Consider the following 16548-nt stretch of genomic DNA (forward strand, 5'->3'; position numbering starts at 1 on the left):
ACCTCCTGACATCACCCTTTCGTCGCAGGAGTCAAGAATCATGGCCAAGGTCCAGGTCCAGCGCATGTCCCGGTTGATGGTGAAGACACTGCGCGACGACCCGGCGGACGCCGAAGTCCTCAGCCACAAGCTGCTGGTCCGCGCCGGTTTCGTGCGCCGCACCGCCGCCGGTGTCTGGTCCTGGCTGCCGCTCGGCCGACGGGTCTACGCGAACGTCGAGCGCGTCATCCGCGAGGAGATGGACGCCATCGGCGGCCAGGAGGTCCTGCTGCCCGCCCTGCTGCCCAAGGAGCCGTACGAGGCGACCGGGCGCTGGGAGGAGTACGGCGCGGAGCTGTTCCGCCTCCAGGACCGCAAGGGCGGCGACTACCTGCTCGGCCCGACCCACGAGGAGATCTTCACCCAGCTGGTCAAGGACCAGTGCACGTCCTACAAGGACCTGCCGGTGATCCTCTACCAGATCCAGACCAAGTACCGCGACGAGGCCCGCCCCCGCGCCGGCATCCTGCGCGGCCGCGAGTTCCAGATGAAGGACTCGTACTCCTTCGACCTCTCCGACGAGGGCCTCGCCGAGTCGTACGGCCTGCACCGCGCCGCGTACCAGCGCATCTTCGAGCGCCTCGGCCTCGACTACCGGATCTGCGCCGCGACCGCGGGCGCGATGGGCGGCTCGAAGTCGGAGGAGTTCCTGGCCCCGGCCGCGGCCGGGGAGGACACCTTCGCGGACTGCCCGCAGTGCGACTACGCGGCCAACACGGAGGCCGTCGGCTTCGCGGTGAAGGCGGTCGACGCGGAGGGCGTGCCCGCCCTGGAGGAGACCCCCACCCCCGACACCCCCACGATCGAGACGCTCGCCGCGTACATGGGCGTCCCGGCCTCGGCGACCCTCAAGAACCTCCTCGTGAAGGTCGACGGCGAGATCGTCGCCGTCGGCGTCCCCGGGGACCGCGAGGTCGACATGGGCAAGGTCGAGGCGCACTTCGCGCCGGCCGCCGTCGAGCTGGTCACCGCGGAGGACTTCGAGGGTCGCGACGAGCTCGTACGCGGGTACGTCGGGCCGCAGGGCCTGGAGAAGGTCACGTACATCGCCGACCCGCGGATCGCCCCCGGCACCGCGTGGATCACCGGCGCGAACAAGGAGGGCGTGCACGCGAAGAACGTCGTCGCGGGCCGTGACTTCGAGGTCTCCGAGTACGTCGACGTGGTCGTCGTCGAGGAGGGCGACCCCTGCCCCAAGTGCGGCACCGGCCTCAAGCTGGACCGCGCCATCGAGATCGGCCACATCTTCCAGCTCGGCCGCAAGTACGCCGACGCGTTCCAGCTCGACGTCCTCGGCCAGAACGGCAAGCCGGTCCGCGTGACCATGGGTTCGTACGGCATCGGCGTCTCGCGCGCCGTCGCGGCGCTCGCCGAGCAGCACGCCGACGACAAGGGCCTGATCTGGCCGGAGGAGATCGCCCCCGCCGACGTGCACGTGGTGGCGGCGGGCAAGGCCCTCCAGACCGAACTGGCCCTGGAGGTCTCCGACAAGCTGGCGGCCGCCGGCGTCCGCGTCCTGGTCGACGACCGCCCCGGCATCTCGCCCGGCGTGAAGTTCACCGACTCCGAACTGATCGGCGTCCCGAAGATCCTGGTGGCGGGCCGCCGCAGCGCCGACGGCGTCGTGGAACTCAAGGACCGCCGCACCGGCGAACGCGAGGAACTGACCGTCGACGAAGCCGTCGCCCGCCTCACGGCATAACCACACCGGGGCCCCCCGGGGCCCCACGGCTCCGGGGGCCCCGCCTGCGCCCCGGCGACGCGGCTCGGGGGCCACGCCGGCTACGTTGCCGCCGCGCGGCCCCCGCATTCACCGGGTGCCTGGCCCACCTCCCACCACCCGCCCCCTCCGGGGGCTCCGGCCGCCGTTCTCGTTGCGCCGCACCGGGGTGCCGCCTTGCCCACCCTGCCGCCCAAGGCGGCCGGCGGCACCCCGTCGGGCCGACGCCCTCTGAGGGGGCGGGTGGGCCAATCCAGCCCCTGCGGCATTTGAGCAGCGGGGTCCGGGGCGGAGCCCCGAGGCCGTAACGCCGGTTCGGCGAAATCAGCCCGCCTTTCGAACGAGAGCCCGCGGGGGCCGGGGCGGAGCCCCGTGGCGTGGGGACGGTCGGCCGTCACGAGTGGCCTGCGGCGAGTACGCGCCCGGCCGACCGCCGGAGGCTGGCCGCGGCTACCGTGACGCCATGCCGGATCTCCAACGTCTGAGCCCCGCCCACGCCTCCGCGCTCCTCGCCTTCGAGACGGAGAACCGCGCCTTCTTCGCGGCCACCGTCCCCGACCGCGGCGACGACTACTTCACGCACTTCGCGGACCGGCACGCCGCGCTGCTCGCCGAACAGGCCACCGGCGCCATCCACATGCACGTCCTGGTCGCCGACGACGGCGTGATCCTCGGCCGCTTCAACCTGGTCGACGTGGCCGACAGCACCGCCGACCTGGGCTACCGTCTCGCGCGCGACGCCACCGGCAAGGGCCTGGCCACGGCGACGGTCCGAGAACTCCTGACCGTCGCCGCCACCGACTACGCCCTCAAGCGCGTCACGGCCTCCGCCGCGGAGGACAACCACGCCTCCCGCACGGTCCTGACCCGCAACGACTTCGTCCCTACCGGCACGTGCACGCTGCGCGTCGGCCACGAGGGCATCACCTACACCCGCGACCTGACCGACCTCACCGGCTGAGCGGGCGACGACGGCGGTTCACCCTGGCGGAGCGGTGGTCGACAGCCGCGAGTGGGCCCACGCCCTCCGGGCCGCTCTTCGGGCCGTCCCCTCCGGGCCGCTCTTCGGGCCGTCCCCTCCGGGCCGCTCTTCGGGCCGTCCCCTCCGGGCCGCTCTTCGGGCCGTCCCCTCCGGGCCGCCCCTCGGGCTGCCCCTCCGGGCCAGAGCCCCCGGAGGGGGCGGGTGGGTGGGAGCTGAGCGGGGAATCGGGCCCAAGCGGGGGCCTGTCTCAGGCAGCGGGCCCGGGCACGGTCGAGCCCCGCTCTGGGACGAGACCCGCGGGGTCCAGGGCGGAGCCCCGATCTTTCAAGTCCCGCGGCGGGTGGGCGAATCCAGCCCCGCCTTTCGGACGAAAGCCCGCGGGGTCCGGGACAGAGCCCCAAGGCCGTAACGCCGGTTCGGCAAATTCAGCCCCGCCGGCGCTTGAGGCGCGGGGTCCGGGGCGGAGCCCCGTGGCGTGGGGACGGGTGCCGGCTACCCCAGCCAACGCTGGGAAGCTGCCCGGCCCCACGTCACACGCACCCGCCCCGACCGGAGGTCACAGCCACCCCGCGAACTCCAACAAGTTCTCGCCGTCCTGGTGCCGCCCCACGCGCAGTGCCCGCGCACCCGATTCCACCGCGCGGAAGAGCGTCCAGCCCCGCAGCCGCTCCTGGTCGACCTCCAGGGACTCCGCGAGCTTCTTCACCCGGCGGCGGGTGATGGCAGGCCCTGAGGGGGACCCGATGAGGTCCTCCACGCGGTCACGGACCAGGCGCGCCAGGTCGAACGCGGTCTCGCCGACGACCGGGTCCGGGCCGACCGCCAGCCACGGCATCCGTTCCCCGGACAGCACCTTGGACTGCCGGAACGTACCGTGCAGCAGCCGGAGTTCGGGCGGCGAGGACACCAGCTCGTCCCGCGTTTCGAGGGCCGCGTCGATCAGGGGCGCCACGTCGGGGAACGACTCCACCGTCGCCCGCATCCCGACCGCCTGGCGTCCCGTGCGCTCCGGAACGGTCTCGCAGTTGCGCCCCTCGGGTGGGTCCACCCACAGACGGCGCAGCGTGCCCGCGGCCTCCAGGAGCGCCTTGGCCTCCGGCAGCGTACGGACAGAGACCTCCGGGTGGAGGCGCTCGAGGAGGAGCGCGCCGTCGTTCACGCCCGGGTCAAGGAGACGCACCGCGCCGAAGCCGTCCCAGTGCGTCAGCGCCGCACGCTCCGCCTCCGGACGGAACCGCTCGGGCGCCAGCTTGAGGATCGCCGGCGAGCCGTCCGCCCTGCGAACGTGGGCGACCAGGCTGCTGCGGCCCCCGGGCACATGCACCCGCTCCACCGTCACATTGCGCCGCTCCGCCGCCTCGTCGAGCAGCGCGCCGACCCGGTCGAGCCACGCCGACGCCCCGTCGTCACGCACCTCGCCGAGCGCGTTCACAAGACGCGAAGGCGGTTCGAATGCCATGCGCGGGGATGCCATGCGCGGGGATTTCCTTCCCAAGTCTGCCTATGTGCTGGGGTCCTCCGGCGGGGACGACGACGCGGACGGCGCCGCGGCCCGTTCGGAGAGCCCAGGGAAGGCTACGCTGCCGCCGCCCCAGCGCACGGCACGGACCGCCGCCTCCCGGAGCGCGTCGGCCGCGTCCCGGCGCCGCTCGCCGCTCGCCGCCCGTACGAGATCCGAGTAGACGCCCGCGACCCTGCTCTCGATGTCCGCGGCGAGCCGTGCCGCCGCCGACGCGTCGGGCACCGGGAACGGCAGCGCGTACGCCCCCGCGGACTCCTCGGGATTGCCGCCCAGGTCGCGCACCGTGCGCCGCAGTTCGTCGCGGCGGGCGCGATGCGCGTCGTACGCGTCCCTGGCCCGGCCCCTGCGGTCCTCGCCGATCCGGCCGCCGACCACCCCGTAGCCGTACACCGCCGCGTGCTCGGCGCGCAGCGCCGCCTGCACCGCGGCAAGAAGTGCGTTCTCGCTCATGTCGCCTCGTCAGTCCTTCGCCAGCAGATACGCGTGCCCGGCCCCGGCCGCCGCCACCGACGCGAGCAGCCGTGCCAGCTCGCCGGGGGCGTCCACGAGCGCGGACATCCGGCGGTCCGAGAGCCGCTGCTCGGCCACCGAGAGCGCCTTGAGGATGTCCTTCTCGGAGGCCGGCGCCGCGGCCGACTTCTTGCCCGGGGGCGCCGCGGCGCCCGACGGACGGCGCTCCCCGCCGAACGCCTTCACGTGCCGCTCGACCTCGGCCCGCAGCGGGTTCAGCCGCTCCGCGAGCGCCGGACGGGCCGACACCGCCCGGTCGTACTGGCCGAGGAGGTCCGCGCTCTCCCGCGCCGCCTGTGTCCGCAGCCGCTTCTCCTGTGCGGCGGCGGGCGCCCCGCTGCCGCCGTCGGCGCCGTCGTCGGCGTCCGAGCAGCCGGTCAGCAGCGCGGCCCCGGCCAGCGAGGCGAGCAGAGTCCTACGACGTGGCCCGGAGCGGGCGAGAGGGGTCAGCGGCACGGCAGGCGTCCTCAGGAGGCGAAGAGGCGGGAGGAGGGGGTGTTTTCAGGATTCAAGGGGGAGGCGGCTCCTTGATCGGAACTGATCAGGTTCGATCGAGGGGGAGTGGCCGTGATCACCGTACCGTCGCCCTTGCACGGGTGGACGGCAACACCCCCCTGGACCGGATACCCTTTGACCTGACGCGCAAGGAAAGTCAGTAACCACAACAGCACACGCGGCCGAGGAGTCACCCGGATGAGCACCACCCAGAACGAGAGGCTGCGGGAACTACTGGAACCGCTCGTCACCTCACAGGGGCTCGAACTCGAAGAGATCGAAGTGGCCTCGGTCGGACGCAAGCGTGTGCTGCGCGTCGTCGTCGACTCCGACGAGGGCGCCGATCTGGACGTCATCGCCGATGTGAGCCGCGCGCTCTCGGCGAAGCTGGACGAGACCGACGCCATGGGCGAGGGCGAGTACGAACTCGAGGTCGGAACGCCCGGTGCCGAGCGCCCCCTCTCCGAGCACCGTCACTACATCCGCGCGACGGACCGCCTCGTGAAGTTCCAGCTGAACGACGAGTCCGAACTGGTCGCGCGCATCCTCAAGGTCGACGACGACGGCCTCGACCTGGAAGTACCGGGAGTGAAGGGGCGCAAGCCGACCTCCCGAAGGCTCGACTTCGCCGACATCGCCAAGGCGCGTGTCCAGGTCGAGTTCAACCGCAAGAACAAGAACGACGACAACGACAACGAAGAGGAGGCGTAGCCGTGGACATCGACATGAGTGCCCTGCGTGGGCTGGTCCGGGAGAAGGAGATCTCCTTCGATCTGCTGGTCGAAGCGATCGAGTCGGCTCTCCTCATCGCCTACCACCGCACCGACGGAAGCTTCCGCCACGCGCGCGTACGGCTGGACCGCGACAGCGGCCACGTCACGGTCTGGGCGAAGGAGGACCCGTCGGACCTCGAAGAGGGCCAGGAGCCCAAGGAGTTCGACGACACCCCCTCCGACTTCGGCCGGATCGCCGCCACGACCGCGAAGCAGGTCATCCTGCAGCGGCTGCGCGACGCCGAGGACGACGCGACGCTCGGCGAGTACGCGGGCCGCGAGGGCGACATCGTGATGGGCCAGGTCCAACAGGGCCGCGACCCGAAGAACGTGCTGGTCGACATCGGCAAGCTGGAGGCCATCCTGCCGGTGCAGGAGCAGGTTCCCGGCGAGGAGTACCCGCACGGCCTGCGCCTGCGCTCGTACGTCGTGCGCGTCGCCAAGGGTGTCCGAGGCCCCTCCGTGACCCTGTCCCGTACGCACCCGAACCTCGTGAAGAAGCTCTTCTCGCTCGAGGTGCCGGAGATCGCCGACGGCAGCGTCGAGATCTGCGCCATCGCCCGCGAGGCCGGCCACCGTTCGAAGATCGCCGTGCGCTCCACCCGGAGCGGGCTCAACGCCAAGGGCGCCTGCATCGGCCCGATGGGCGGCCGTGTGCGCAATGTCATGGGCGAGCTCAACGGCGAGAAGATCGACATCGTCGACTGGTCCGAGGACCCGGCCGAGATGGTGGCCAACGCGCTGTCCCCGGCCCGTGTCTCCAAGGTCGAGATCGTGGACCTCGCTGCCCGCTCGGCCCGCGTGACCGTGCCCGACTACCAGCTCTCCCTTGCCATCGGCAAGGAGGGGCAGAACGCGCGGCTCGCGGCCCGGCTCACCGGCTGGCGCATCGACATCCGCCCGGACACCGAGCAGGCCGACTCCTCCGAGGGTGCTCCCGAAGGGGAATAAATCCGAGCGCTCGGCGCTTGGATCACGACAGTATGTGACGAGCCAACCGTTCGATCTTTGCCCCAAAGGGGTGAGGTCGGTACGGGGAGGTAGACTTAACCGTGTCTGGTCGGACGCATGCCCGCGCATGCCCTGAGCGAACCTGCGTGGGATGCCGGGAGCGAGCGGCCAAGAGCGAACTGCTGCGGATCGTGGTGATCGAGGGACAGTGCGTCCCCGATGATCGCGGTACGCTGCCCGGCCGGGGTGCGTACGTGCATCCCGCCCTGGCCTGTCTTGACCTGGCGGTCCGCCGCCGGGCGTTTCAGAGGGCTTATCGGGCCCCTGGACCGTTCGACACGGAGGCCTTGCGTCACCGCGTCGAGCAGGCGAAATCGTAAGAAGCGCCGTGCGGAACCCCCGTGCGGCCCTGGTATTCCGCGAGTTGGAAGTAGGTCGAGATTGCGATGAGCACTCGATGAGCACGCGATGAGTACGCCCATGAAGTAGCGACGGTCCGGCGTAACCCGGACCTAAAAGGAGCGAAGTGGCTAAGGTCCGGGTATACGAACTCGCCAAGGAGTTCGGAGTGGAGAGCAAGGTCGTCATGGCCAAGCTCCAAGAACTCGGTGAATTCGTACGTTCGGCGTCCTCGACCATCGAGGCGCCGGTTGTACGCAAGTTGACTGACGCCCTGAATCAGGGCACCAACGGCGCGGCCAAGAAGCCCGCCGCCAAGAAGGACGCGTCCGCGAAGCCCGCGGCGCCGCGTCCCACCCCCTCTCCCGCGCAGGCCGCCAAGCCTGCCGCCCCGCGTCCGGGCCCGGCTGCGCCGAAGCCCGCCGCCGCGGAGACGCCGGCTGCGGAGAAGCCCGCTGCGGAGAAGCCCGCTTCCCCGGCCGCTCCGGCGACCCCGGGTCCGCGGCCGACGCCCGGCCCGAAGCCGGCCCCGAAGCCCGCTTCCCCGGCGCCCAGCACGCCGGAGTTCCAGGCTCCCGCCGCTTCGCAGGCCCCCGCGGGCCCGAAGCCCGGCGGCCAGGCCGCTCCGCGTCCCGGTGCCCCGAAGCCCGCCGGCCGTCCGGCCCCCGGTCAGGACCGTGGCCAGGGCCAGGGTGGCCAGCGCGGTGACCGTGGCGACCGTCAGGGCGCCCCGCGTCCCGGCGGCCAGGGCCAGCGTCCCGGTGGCGCCCGTCCCTCGGGCCCGCGTCCGGGCAACAACCCCTTCACCTCTGGTGGCTCCACCGGCATGGCGCGCCCGCAGGCGCCCCGTCCCGGCGGCGCCCCGCGTCCCGGCGGCCAGGGTGCCCCGGGCGGTCCGCGCCCGCAGGGTGGCGGCCAGGGTGGCCCCCGTCCGCAGGGTCAGGGCGGCAACCGTCCGAGCCCGGGCAACATGCCCCGTCCGCAGGCCGGCGGCGCCGGTGCGGCCGGTCCGCGTCCCGGCGGTGGCGGCGGCAACCGTCCGAACCCCGGCATGATGCCGCAGCGTCCCGCCGCGGGCCCGCGTCCGGGTCCCGGTGGCGGCGGCGGTCGCGGTGGTCCCGGCGGCGGCGGTCGTCCGGGCGGCGGCGGTGGCGGTCGTCCCGGCTTCGCCGGTCGTCCCGGTGGTCCCGGTGGCGGTGGCGGCGGCTTCGCCGGTCGTCCCGGTGGTCCGGGTGGCGGCGGCGGTCGTCCCGGCGGCTTCGCCGGTCGTCCCGGTGGCGGTCGCCCCGGTGGTCCCGGTGCCCGTGGTGGCACGCAGGGTGCGTTCGGTCGTCCCGGCGGGCCCGCCCGTCGTGGTCGCAAGTCGAAGCGTCAGAGGCGCCAGGAGTACGAGGCCATGCAGGCCCCGTCGGTGGGCGGCGTCATGCTGCCTCGCGGCAACGGCGCCACGGTGCGTCTGTCGCGCGGTGCTTCCCTCACCGACTTCGCCGAGAAGATCAACGCCAACCCGGCGTCGCTCGTCGGCGTGATGATGAACCTCGGCGAGATGGTCACTGCCACGCAGTCCGTCTCCGACGAGACGCTGAAGCTCCTCGCGGACGAGATGAACTTCGTCCTCGAGATCGTCAGCCCCGAGGAGGAGGACCGCGAGCTGCTCGAGTCCTTCGACATCGAGTTCGGCGAGGACGAGGGCGGCGACGAGCTCCTCGTCCCGCGTCCGCCGGTCGTGACCGTCATGGGTCACGTCGACCACGGTAAGACCCGCCTGCTCGACACCATCCGCAAGACGAACGTCATCGCGGGTGAGGCCGGCGGCATCACGCAGCACATTGGTGCGTACCAGGTCGGTGCCGAGGTCAACGGCGAAGAGCGCCGTATCACCTTCATCGACACCCCGGGTCACGAGGCGTTCACCGCCATGCGTGCCCGTGGTGCGAAGTCGACCGACATCGCGATCCTCGTGGTCGCGGCCAACGACGGCGTGATGCCCCAGACGATCGAGGCGCTCAACCACGCCAAGGCCGCCGAGGTCCCGATCGTCGTCGCGGTCAACAAGATCGACGTCGAGGGTGCCGACCCGACCAAGGTGCGCGGTCAGCTGACCGAGTACGGCCTGGTGGCCGAGGAGTACGGCGGCGACACCATGTTCGTCGACATCTCCGCCAAGCAGGGCGAGAACATCGACTCCCTGCTCGAGGCCGTGGTCCTGACCGCGGACGCCTCGCTCGACCTGCGGGCAAACCCGGAGCAGGACGCGCAGGGCATCGCGATCGAGTCCCACCTCGACAAGGGCCGCGGCGCCGTCTCGACGGTCCTGGTCCAGCGCGGCACGCTGCGCATCGGCGACACGATGGTCGTCGGCGACGCGTACGGCCGTGTCCGCGCCATGCTCGACGACAACGGGAACAACGTGCAGGAAGCGGGTCCCTCGACCCCCGTCCTCGTGCTCGGTCTCACCAACGTCCCGGGTGCCGGCGACAGCTTCCTGGTGGTGGACGAGGACCGTACGGCCCGTCAGATCGCCGAGAAGCGTGCCGCTCGTGAGCGCAACGCGAACTTCGCTCGCCGCGGTATCAGGTTCTCCCTGGAGAACCTGGACGAGGCCCTCAAGGCCGGTCTGGTGCAGGAACTCAACCTCATCATCAAGGGCGACGCGTCCGGTTCGGTGGAGGCTCTCGAGTCCTCGCTGCTCCAGCTCGACGTCGGCGAAGAGGTCGACATCCGCGTCCTGCACCGCGGTGTCGGTGCGGTCACGGAGTCGGACATCGACCTGGCCATGGGCTCGGACGCCATCGTCATCGGCTTCAACGTCCGTGCGGCCGGTCGTGCCGCGCAGATGGCCGAGCGCGAGGGTGTCGACGTCCGGTACTACTCGGTGATCTACCAGGCCATCGAGGAGATCGAGGCGGCCCTCAAGGGCATGCTCAAGCCGGAGTACGAAGAGGTCGAGCTCGGCACGGCGGAGATCCGCGAGGTCTTCAAGTCGTCCAAGCTGGGCAACATCGCGGGTGTTCTCATCCGCTCCGGCGAGGTCAAGCGCAACACGAAGGCGCGACTCCTGCGCGACAACAAGGTCATCGCGGAGAGCCTCAACATCGTGGGCCTGCGTCGCTTCAAGGACGACGTCACCGAGATCCGCGAAGGGTTCGAGGGCGGTATCAACCTCGGCAACTTCAACGACATCAAGGTCGACGACGTCATCGCGACGTACGAGATGCGCGAGAAGCCGCGCGTCTGAGCTTGATACGCGACTGGGGCCGGTCGACGGGACTTATTTCCGTCGATCGGCCCCGGCCGTTGCGTGTACCGTTCCCGTATCGGTGGCCGGAAGCGGTCGCCCATACGACCCCGGACCGGCGGGACATCCGGACACACATGTATGTGGGGACTCTGTCCTTCGATCTGCTCCTCGGCGACGTCCACTCGCTGAAGGAGAAGCGCTCACTCGTCCGTCCGATCGTGGCCGAGCTGCACCGCAAGTACGCGGTGAGCGTCGCCGAGACGGGCAACCAGAACCTCCATCGCAGGGCCGAGATCGGGCTCGCGGTGGTTTCCGGGGACACCGGCCATCTGACCGACGTACTGGACCGCTGTGAGCGGCTCGTCGCCGGGCGGCCCGAGGTGGAACTGCTTTCGGTCCGGCGCAGGATTCATGGTGCCGACGACTGACGCAGACTGAAGCAACAAGCAAGTAAGCACTTAAAAGGAGACGGACCAGTGGCCGACAACGCGCGCGCCAAGAGGCTGGCGGACCTCATTCGAGAGGTGGTGGCCCAGAAGCTGCAGCGTGGGATCAAGGACCCGCGGGTCGGCTCCCACATCACCATCACCGACACCCGTGTGACGGGCGACCTCCGGGAAGCCACCGTCTTCTACACGGTGTACGGGGGCGACGAGGAGCGGGCCGAGGCGGCCGCCGGTCTGGAGAGCGCCAAGGGCGTCCTGCGCTCGGCGGTCGGTCAGGCGGCCGGTGTGAAGTTCACGCCGACCCTGACCTTCGTCGCGGACGCCCTGCCGGAGAACGCCCGCACCATCGAGGACCTCCTCGACCGGGCCCGGCAGTCCGACGAGCAGGTGCGCGAGGCCTCCGCCGGCGCCGACTTCGCCGGTGGCGCGGACCCGTACAGGAAGCCCGAGGATGCCGACGAGGACACGGCCGACGCCCCCGAGAAGGACGGCGAAGCCTGAGCATGTCCGACCGCACCCCTCCGCCCGACGGCCTTGTCATCGTCGACAAGCCGTCGGGCTTCACTTCGCACGACGTCGTGGCCAAGATGCGGGGGATCGCCAAGACCCGCAAGGTCGGCCACGCGGGCACCCTCGACCCGATGGCGACGGGTGTGCTCGTGCTCGGCGTCGAGCGTGCCACCAAGCTCCTCGGCCATCTCGCGCTGACCGAGAAGGAGTACCTGGGCACGATCAGGCTCGGGCAGAACACGCTCACGGACGACGCGGAGGGCGAGCTGACCTCGTCCACCGACGCGTCCGGGGTGCGGCGCGAGGCCATCGACGCGGGGATCGCCAAGCTGAGCGGCGACATCATGCAGGTGCCGTCGAAGGTCAGCGCCATCAAGATCAACGGTGTCCGCAGCTACAAGCGGGCCCGCGAGGGCGAGGAGTTCGAGATCCCGGCGCGCCCGGTCAAGATCTCGTCCTTCGCCGTGTACGACGTCCGGGACGCGGTCGCCGAGGACGGCACGCCGGTCCTCGACCTGGTCGTGTCCGTGGTCTGCTCGTCCGGTACGTACATCAGGGCGCTCGCCCGTGACCTGGGCGCCGGGCTCGGTGTCGGCGGGCATCTGACGGCGCTGCGGCGCACGCGCGTCGGCCCGTACAAGCTGGACTCGGCGCGCACCCTGGACCAGCTCCAGGAGTCGCTGACCGTGATGCCAGTGGCCGAGGCGGCCGCCGCCGCGTTCCCGCGCTGGGACGTCGACGGGCGCCGCGGGAAGCTGCTGCTCAACGGTGTGCGCCTGGAGGTGCCCGAGGAGTACGCGGGCGCGGGTCCCGTCGCCGTGTTCGGGCCCGACGGACAGTTCCTCGCTCTGGTCGAGGAGTCCAAGGGGAAGGCGAAGAGCCTGGCCGTGTTCGGCTGAGCTCGCGCCATGGATTTCGGTGGAGCGGCGGGTTCCGGTCTCTGGGTGGCCGCCGCTCCACGTCCCCCTCTCAAGGGTGTATCCAGTGCGTCCGTTCACTTCACCCTTTCGGGCGGGCGCTCGGAGTGAAGAGGGGGAGCGCAAGGGGGCGCGTTCGCCTGTGACGCTGTCCTGCTGATCACCGCGCGCCTACCGTCGAGGCACGGGGCGTGGCGGAGAACGGCGGGAGGGTCGCGTCATGGTGGACCCGCCGCTGGTACGGATCACCGATCTGGCCGGGCGGCCGCGCGGTGCGGGCTTCGCGGCGGACGACCGGGGGACGGTCGTCACGGGCCACGAGGTGGTGAGCGGGCTCGGGCGGCTGCTGGTGCACGGGCCGGGCGGTGCGACCTGTGTGGTGGAACCCGGGTCGATCGTCGAACTGCCCGAGGCGAACCTGGCGTTGCTGCGCACGGAGGGGCTCTCCGTGGTGCCGCTGCCGATCGCGGCCTCCGGAGCGCCGACGGCCGGGGCGTACGTCCGAATTCCCGCGGGCGGATGGCGCGAGGCGCGCGTGCTGGGGCGCTCGCCGGTCGCGTACGTGGCCGGGGGCCGCAGTCACCTGTTGGACGGGGTCCTGGAGCTGGCCGTCGGTACGGACGGGGCGGATGCGTTGCGCGTCGGCGGTGGGGCCGCGGGCGGTCCTGTGCTGGACGCGCGTACCGGGGCGGTGGTCGCGGTGCTCGGTACGGAGATGCTGGCCGGGCACCGGGCGGCCGGGTTCGCGGTGCCGCTGCGGGCGGTGGCCGCGGGCGCGGGCGGGCGGGGGCCGCTGGCCGAGCTGCTCGCGCGCAATGCCGCGACGGTGCCCGCGTACGGGGACGATCTCAATCTCGGTGGGGTGTTGCAGCTGGCCGGGATCTCGGTGGGCAGCGACGGGCCGGGGACGGACGGGCCCGAGCCGGTCGAACGGCCGGATGTGACACGGGAGTTGGAAGCCTTCACGTCGGGTACGGGCGGCGAGGCGCGGGTGCTGGCCCTTGTCGGGGAGCCGGGGAGCGGGCGGACCACGGAACTCGCCGCGTTCGCCGGGCGCCGGGCCAAGGGGGACGGCGCCGCGCCCACGGTGTGGCTGCGGGGCGCGGACCTGAGCGAGGACGACGCGTCGGTCGCGCAGGCGGTCGGGCGGACGCTCGCGCGGGCGGGCCGGATCGTGGCGGCGTCGCGGGAGGAGGCGGTCGCGGGGGGCGTGGGGGACGTCTCCGCCGAGCGGATCGCCGAGGTCGCCCGGGAGACCGGACGGCCGCTCGTGCTGCTGCTCGACGGGCCGGAGGAGATGCCGCCCGTGCTCGCGCACAGGCTGAGCGCCTGGTCGCGGGGGACCGAGCGGTGGCTCGCGGCGTGCGGGGTGCGGTTGGTGGTGGCGTGTCGTGCCGAGTACTGGGAGCAGGCGGGCGCGCTCTTCGGCGGGGACGTGCTGTACGGGCCGGCGACCGTGGGGCCGTCCGGGCTGCCTCCGTGCGTACGGATCGGGGACCTGGTGGGGGAGGCGGCGCGGCGGGCGCGGGAGCGGCTCGGTGTGCCGGAGGGGGCGCTCGCGGAGCGGGATGCCGGGCATCCGCTGTCGTTGCGGCTGCTGAGCGAGGTGCGGGCGGCGCTGCCCGGGGGTGTGGCCGGTTGCCCCGACCGGGACGAGATCTTCGGGGCGTATCTGGACCTGATGTGCCTGCGCGTGGCGGTCCGGCTTGCCGCGCCCTCCGGGGTACGGGGGAGTGGGGTGCGCAGGCTGGCGGCGCGGGTGGCCGGGCAGGTGCATGAGGCTGCGCGGCGGAGTCTTGGGCCGGGGCAGGGGGAGTTGGACCGGGAGTCGTTCGAGGAGCTGTTTCCGTGGGGGGCGGCGCGGGACGGGGTGTCCGGGTGGGCGTCGGCGGTGCTCACGGAGGGGGTGCTGGTGCCGGCGGGGGGTGGGTTCCGGTTCGCGCACGAGGAGGTTGCGGACTGGATCCAGGGGATGCATTTGGATGTGGACGGGGCGTTGGAGGCGCTGGTGTTCCGGCGGCGGGGGGACGGGTTTCCTGTGCCGCGGCATCGGGCGGGGCCGGTGGTGCGGGCGTTGCTCTTGATCGAGCGGCAACAGGGGGGTGCGGAACTGGACGTTCGGTTGCGGGAGTTGTTGGCGTGGGTGGGTGTGGCCTGCGCCGGGGAGGGTCTGGCTGCAACGGGGTCGGCGTTCGACGCGGGTGCGGGCTGCGCCGGGGTGGGTCCGGCCGCGACGGGGTCGGCGTTCGATGCGGGTGCGGCCCGCGCCGGGGAGGGCCCGGCTACGACGGGGTCGACCCCTGACGTGAGTGCGGCCCGCACCGGGGGCCGCCTTGCCCACCCTGCCGCCCAAGGCGGCAGATTGCCCAAGTCGGGCGGGGCTGACCGTTCGGGGTGGGGAGCCGGGGCAAATCAAGCCCCTGCGGCGATTGAGCAGCGGGGTTCGGGGCGGAGCCCCGAAGCGTGGGTGGAAGGTGGGCAGGGTGGCCCCGGGGCCGAGGCGTGGGAAGTAGGTGGCCGGGGTGGTGCCGAGGTGTCCGCGGAGGCGGAGTGGTGGGGGAGGGGGTTGGTGCGGGAGGTGTTGGGGCGGGTGGCGGATGCGGGGGTGTATTCGGGGGTGCTTGGCGTGGTCGCCGAGCAGGGGTACTTCGGTGGGGCGTTCTGGATGCGGGTTGCCGTGGATGACGACGCCCGGTTCGAGCTTCTGCGGCGGGCCGTTGTGCATGACGGGGGTGAGGTTGGAGGGCGGTGTCTGGATGCCGTGGCGGAGGCGCTCGTCGGCGAGCCGTGGCGTGTGCAGCGGAGGTTGACGCGGTGGTTCGATGATGAGCGGGCGCTGCCCGCCCTGCCTGACGCCACCGTCGCCGACGCCGCTCAGGCCCTGCTCCACACCCACCGCCACCGCGACCCCGACGGCCTGGTCGAGGCCCTCGTCGCGTGCGCTCACCCGCGGGCCGACGAACTGCTGGCCATCCTGGTCGAGGAGGAGCCGTCCGCCCTGTGCCGGGCGGTCGAGCGGTGGGCCCATGAGGAGCAGCCCGAGCGGCGCGTCGCCGCCGCCACGTACGGCGTGCGGGTCGCGTCGCGGGTAGGCGATGTCGCGGACCGGGAGTTGCTGCGCTCCGCCGCGCTCGCGTTGCTCGAGGGGCCCGACCGCGCGCTGCACGGCGCCGCGCTCCACCTCCTCGTACGGGACCCCGACTCCCGGCCGGCGTACCTGGCGCGCGCGCTCGAGCGTTTCGCGGCGGGCGACCCGCAGCCGCCCGCCGAGGCGCTCGCCCTGGCCGTGGACACCCACCCGGAACCCGTGCTCGCGGCGTTCCAGGCACGGCTGCGCGCACCGGGACCCGGCCTCGGCGACATCCTGCGGACCCTCGCCGAGCTGACCGAACCCGCCCACGCCCGCCGCGCCGCCGCGCTCGTGAGGGAGCTCGCAGAGGACTGGCCGAATGCCGCGGCCGGCCACGTGGCGACGTTCGTCGACCGGTGTCTCGAGCACGGGGACGGTACGCGGGCCGTGATGTACCCGCTGGTCGTGGGTCTTGTTTCGGAGCGGCCCCCGGTCGTTCGGAGCGCCCTGACGCGGGTGCTCGCCGCGCCCGGCACGACCGCGTCGCGCGCACTGCGGGCCGAGCTGCTCGACGTACTCCTGGAAGAGGAGCGGGACCCCGTCGTGCTCGACGCGCTGCTGTGCGCCGCCGCGCGGGACGCGGCACGGCGCGGGCCGGCCAGGACGCGGGACCTGGTGCACCGGACGGGCATGCTGCTGGTGCGTACACCGGAAGGAGCGGCCCGCTTCGACCGGCTGCTCGTGGAACTCGCGCGGTCCGTGCCCGGCTTCGCTGGCCTGGTGGCGCGATGGCTCGCACAGGCGCCCCGGGAGTGGGCGTCGCTCGTCGGCCCGAGCTCCCGCCGCATGATCGAGAACCTGGCCGGGGTGCGGGTACCCGCATAGTGCCGCGGACCCGCCCGATGCGAAGCGCGGGCGGGCGGCATGGCACTCTTAGACCTGCGTATCCGGTAGAGAGACGCAAGGTTCCAAA

General features: G+C 72.4%; 13 protein-coding genes. 10 read left to right on the forward strand and 3 right to left on the reverse strand.

The annotated features are described in order from the left end of the window. Nucleotides 1-40 precede the first annotated feature (40 nt). Together ACYSUO_RS22005 and ACYSUO_RS22010 are read left to right on the forward strand one after the other, a co-directional pair. Nucleotides 41-1741 carry a proline--tRNA ligase gene (locus ACYSUO_RS22005; protein ID WP_461777921.1) on the forward strand — a complete coding sequence of 567 codons (1701 nt, stop codon included), beginning with the start codon at nucleotides 41-43 and terminating at the stop codon, nucleotides 1739-1741. 481 nt (nucleotides 1742-2222) lie between these two features. Beyond that, the gene (locus tag ACYSUO_RS22010; RefSeq protein WP_461777922.1) at nucleotides 2223-2720 is read left to right on the forward strand and encodes a GNAT family N-acetyltransferase; all 498 of its coding nucleotides are present in this window, start codon (nucleotides 2223-2225) and stop codon (nucleotides 2718-2720) included. A 577-nt stretch (nucleotides 2721-3297) separates the two neighbouring features. Here ACYSUO_RS22010 and ACYSUO_RS22015 read toward each other — a convergent pair. The 3 genes from ACYSUO_RS22015 to ACYSUO_RS22025 are packed head-to-tail and all read right to left on the reverse strand — an operon-like array spanning nucleotide 3298 to nucleotide 5229. Further along, complete coding sequence (locus tag ACYSUO_RS22015; protein ID WP_461778020.1) at nucleotides 3298-4200, reverse strand: aminoglycoside phosphotransferase family protein; 903 nt, start codon at nucleotides 4198-4200, stop codon at nucleotides 3298-3300. 42 nt (nucleotides 4201-4242) lie between these two features. Continuing rightward, the gene (locus ACYSUO_RS22020) at nucleotides 4243-4713 is read right to left on the reverse strand and encodes a ferritin-like domain-containing protein (RefSeq protein WP_461777923.1); all 471 of its coding nucleotides are present in this window, start codon (nucleotides 4711-4713) and stop codon (nucleotides 4243-4245) included. Between the two features lie 9 nt (nucleotides 4714-4722). Further along, complete coding sequence (locus ACYSUO_RS22025; RefSeq protein ID WP_461777924.1) at nucleotides 4723-5229, reverse strand: hypothetical protein; 507 nt, start codon at nucleotides 5227-5229, stop codon at nucleotides 4723-4725. A gap of 237 nt (nucleotides 5230-5466) precedes the next feature. On the opposite strand from ACYSUO_RS22025, the gene rimP reads away from it, so the two are divergent. From rimP to ACYSUO_RS22065, 8 genes are all read left to right on the forward strand, one after another. Further along, nucleotides 5467-5979 (forward strand): ribosome maturation factor RimP, encoded by a 513-nt coding sequence (gene rimP / locus ACYSUO_RS22030; RefSeq protein WP_461777925.1) that lies wholly within the window; start codon nucleotides 5467-5469, stop codon nucleotides 5977-5979. 2 nt (nucleotides 5980-5981) lie between these two features. Next, nucleotides 5982-6992 carry a transcription termination factor NusA gene (gene nusA, locus ACYSUO_RS22035; protein WP_461777926.1) on the forward strand — a complete coding sequence of 337 codons (1011 nt, stop codon included), beginning with the start codon at nucleotides 5982-5984 and terminating at the stop codon, nucleotides 6990-6992. Nucleotides 6993-7093: 101 nt separating this feature from the next. Next, nucleotides 7094-7372: a YlxR family protein gene (locus ACYSUO_RS22040; protein WP_461777927.1), complete on the forward strand. Its 279-nt coding sequence runs from the start codon at nucleotides 7094-7096 to the stop codon at nucleotides 7370-7372. A 146-nt stretch (nucleotides 7373-7518) separates the two neighbouring features. Then, on the forward strand, nucleotides 7519-10629 hold the full coding sequence (infB, locus tag ACYSUO_RS22045) for a translation initiation factor IF-2 (protein WP_461777928.1): 3111 nt from the start codon (nucleotides 7519-7521) through the stop codon (nucleotides 10627-10629). Nucleotides 10630-10766: 137 nt separating this feature from the next. Further along, the gene (locus tag ACYSUO_RS22050) at nucleotides 10767-11060 is read left to right on the forward strand and encodes a DUF503 domain-containing protein (protein WP_461777929.1); all 294 of its coding nucleotides are present in this window, start codon (nucleotides 10767-10769) and stop codon (nucleotides 11058-11060) included. A gap of 48 nt (nucleotides 11061-11108) precedes the next feature. Then, nucleotides 11109-11579 (forward strand): 30S ribosome-binding factor RbfA, encoded by a 471-nt coding sequence (gene rbfA / locus ACYSUO_RS22055; protein ID WP_461777930.1) that lies wholly within the window; start codon nucleotides 11109-11111, stop codon nucleotides 11577-11579. A 2-nt stretch (nucleotides 11580-11581) separates the two neighbouring features. Then, nucleotides 11582-12487, forward strand: a complete 906-nt coding sequence (gene truB, locus ACYSUO_RS22060; protein WP_461777931.1) for a tRNA pseudouridine(55) synthase TruB — start codon at nucleotides 11582-11584, stop codon at nucleotides 12485-12487. A 238-nt stretch (nucleotides 12488-12725) separates the two neighbouring features. Next, on the forward strand, nucleotides 12726-16460 hold the full coding sequence (locus tag ACYSUO_RS22065; protein WP_461777932.1) for a serine protease: 3735 nt from the start codon (nucleotides 12726-12728) through the stop codon (nucleotides 16458-16460). The last annotated feature ends 88 nt before the right edge of the window (nucleotides 16461-16548 follow it).

The organism is Streptomyces sp. UC4497, from assembly GCF_054871485.1.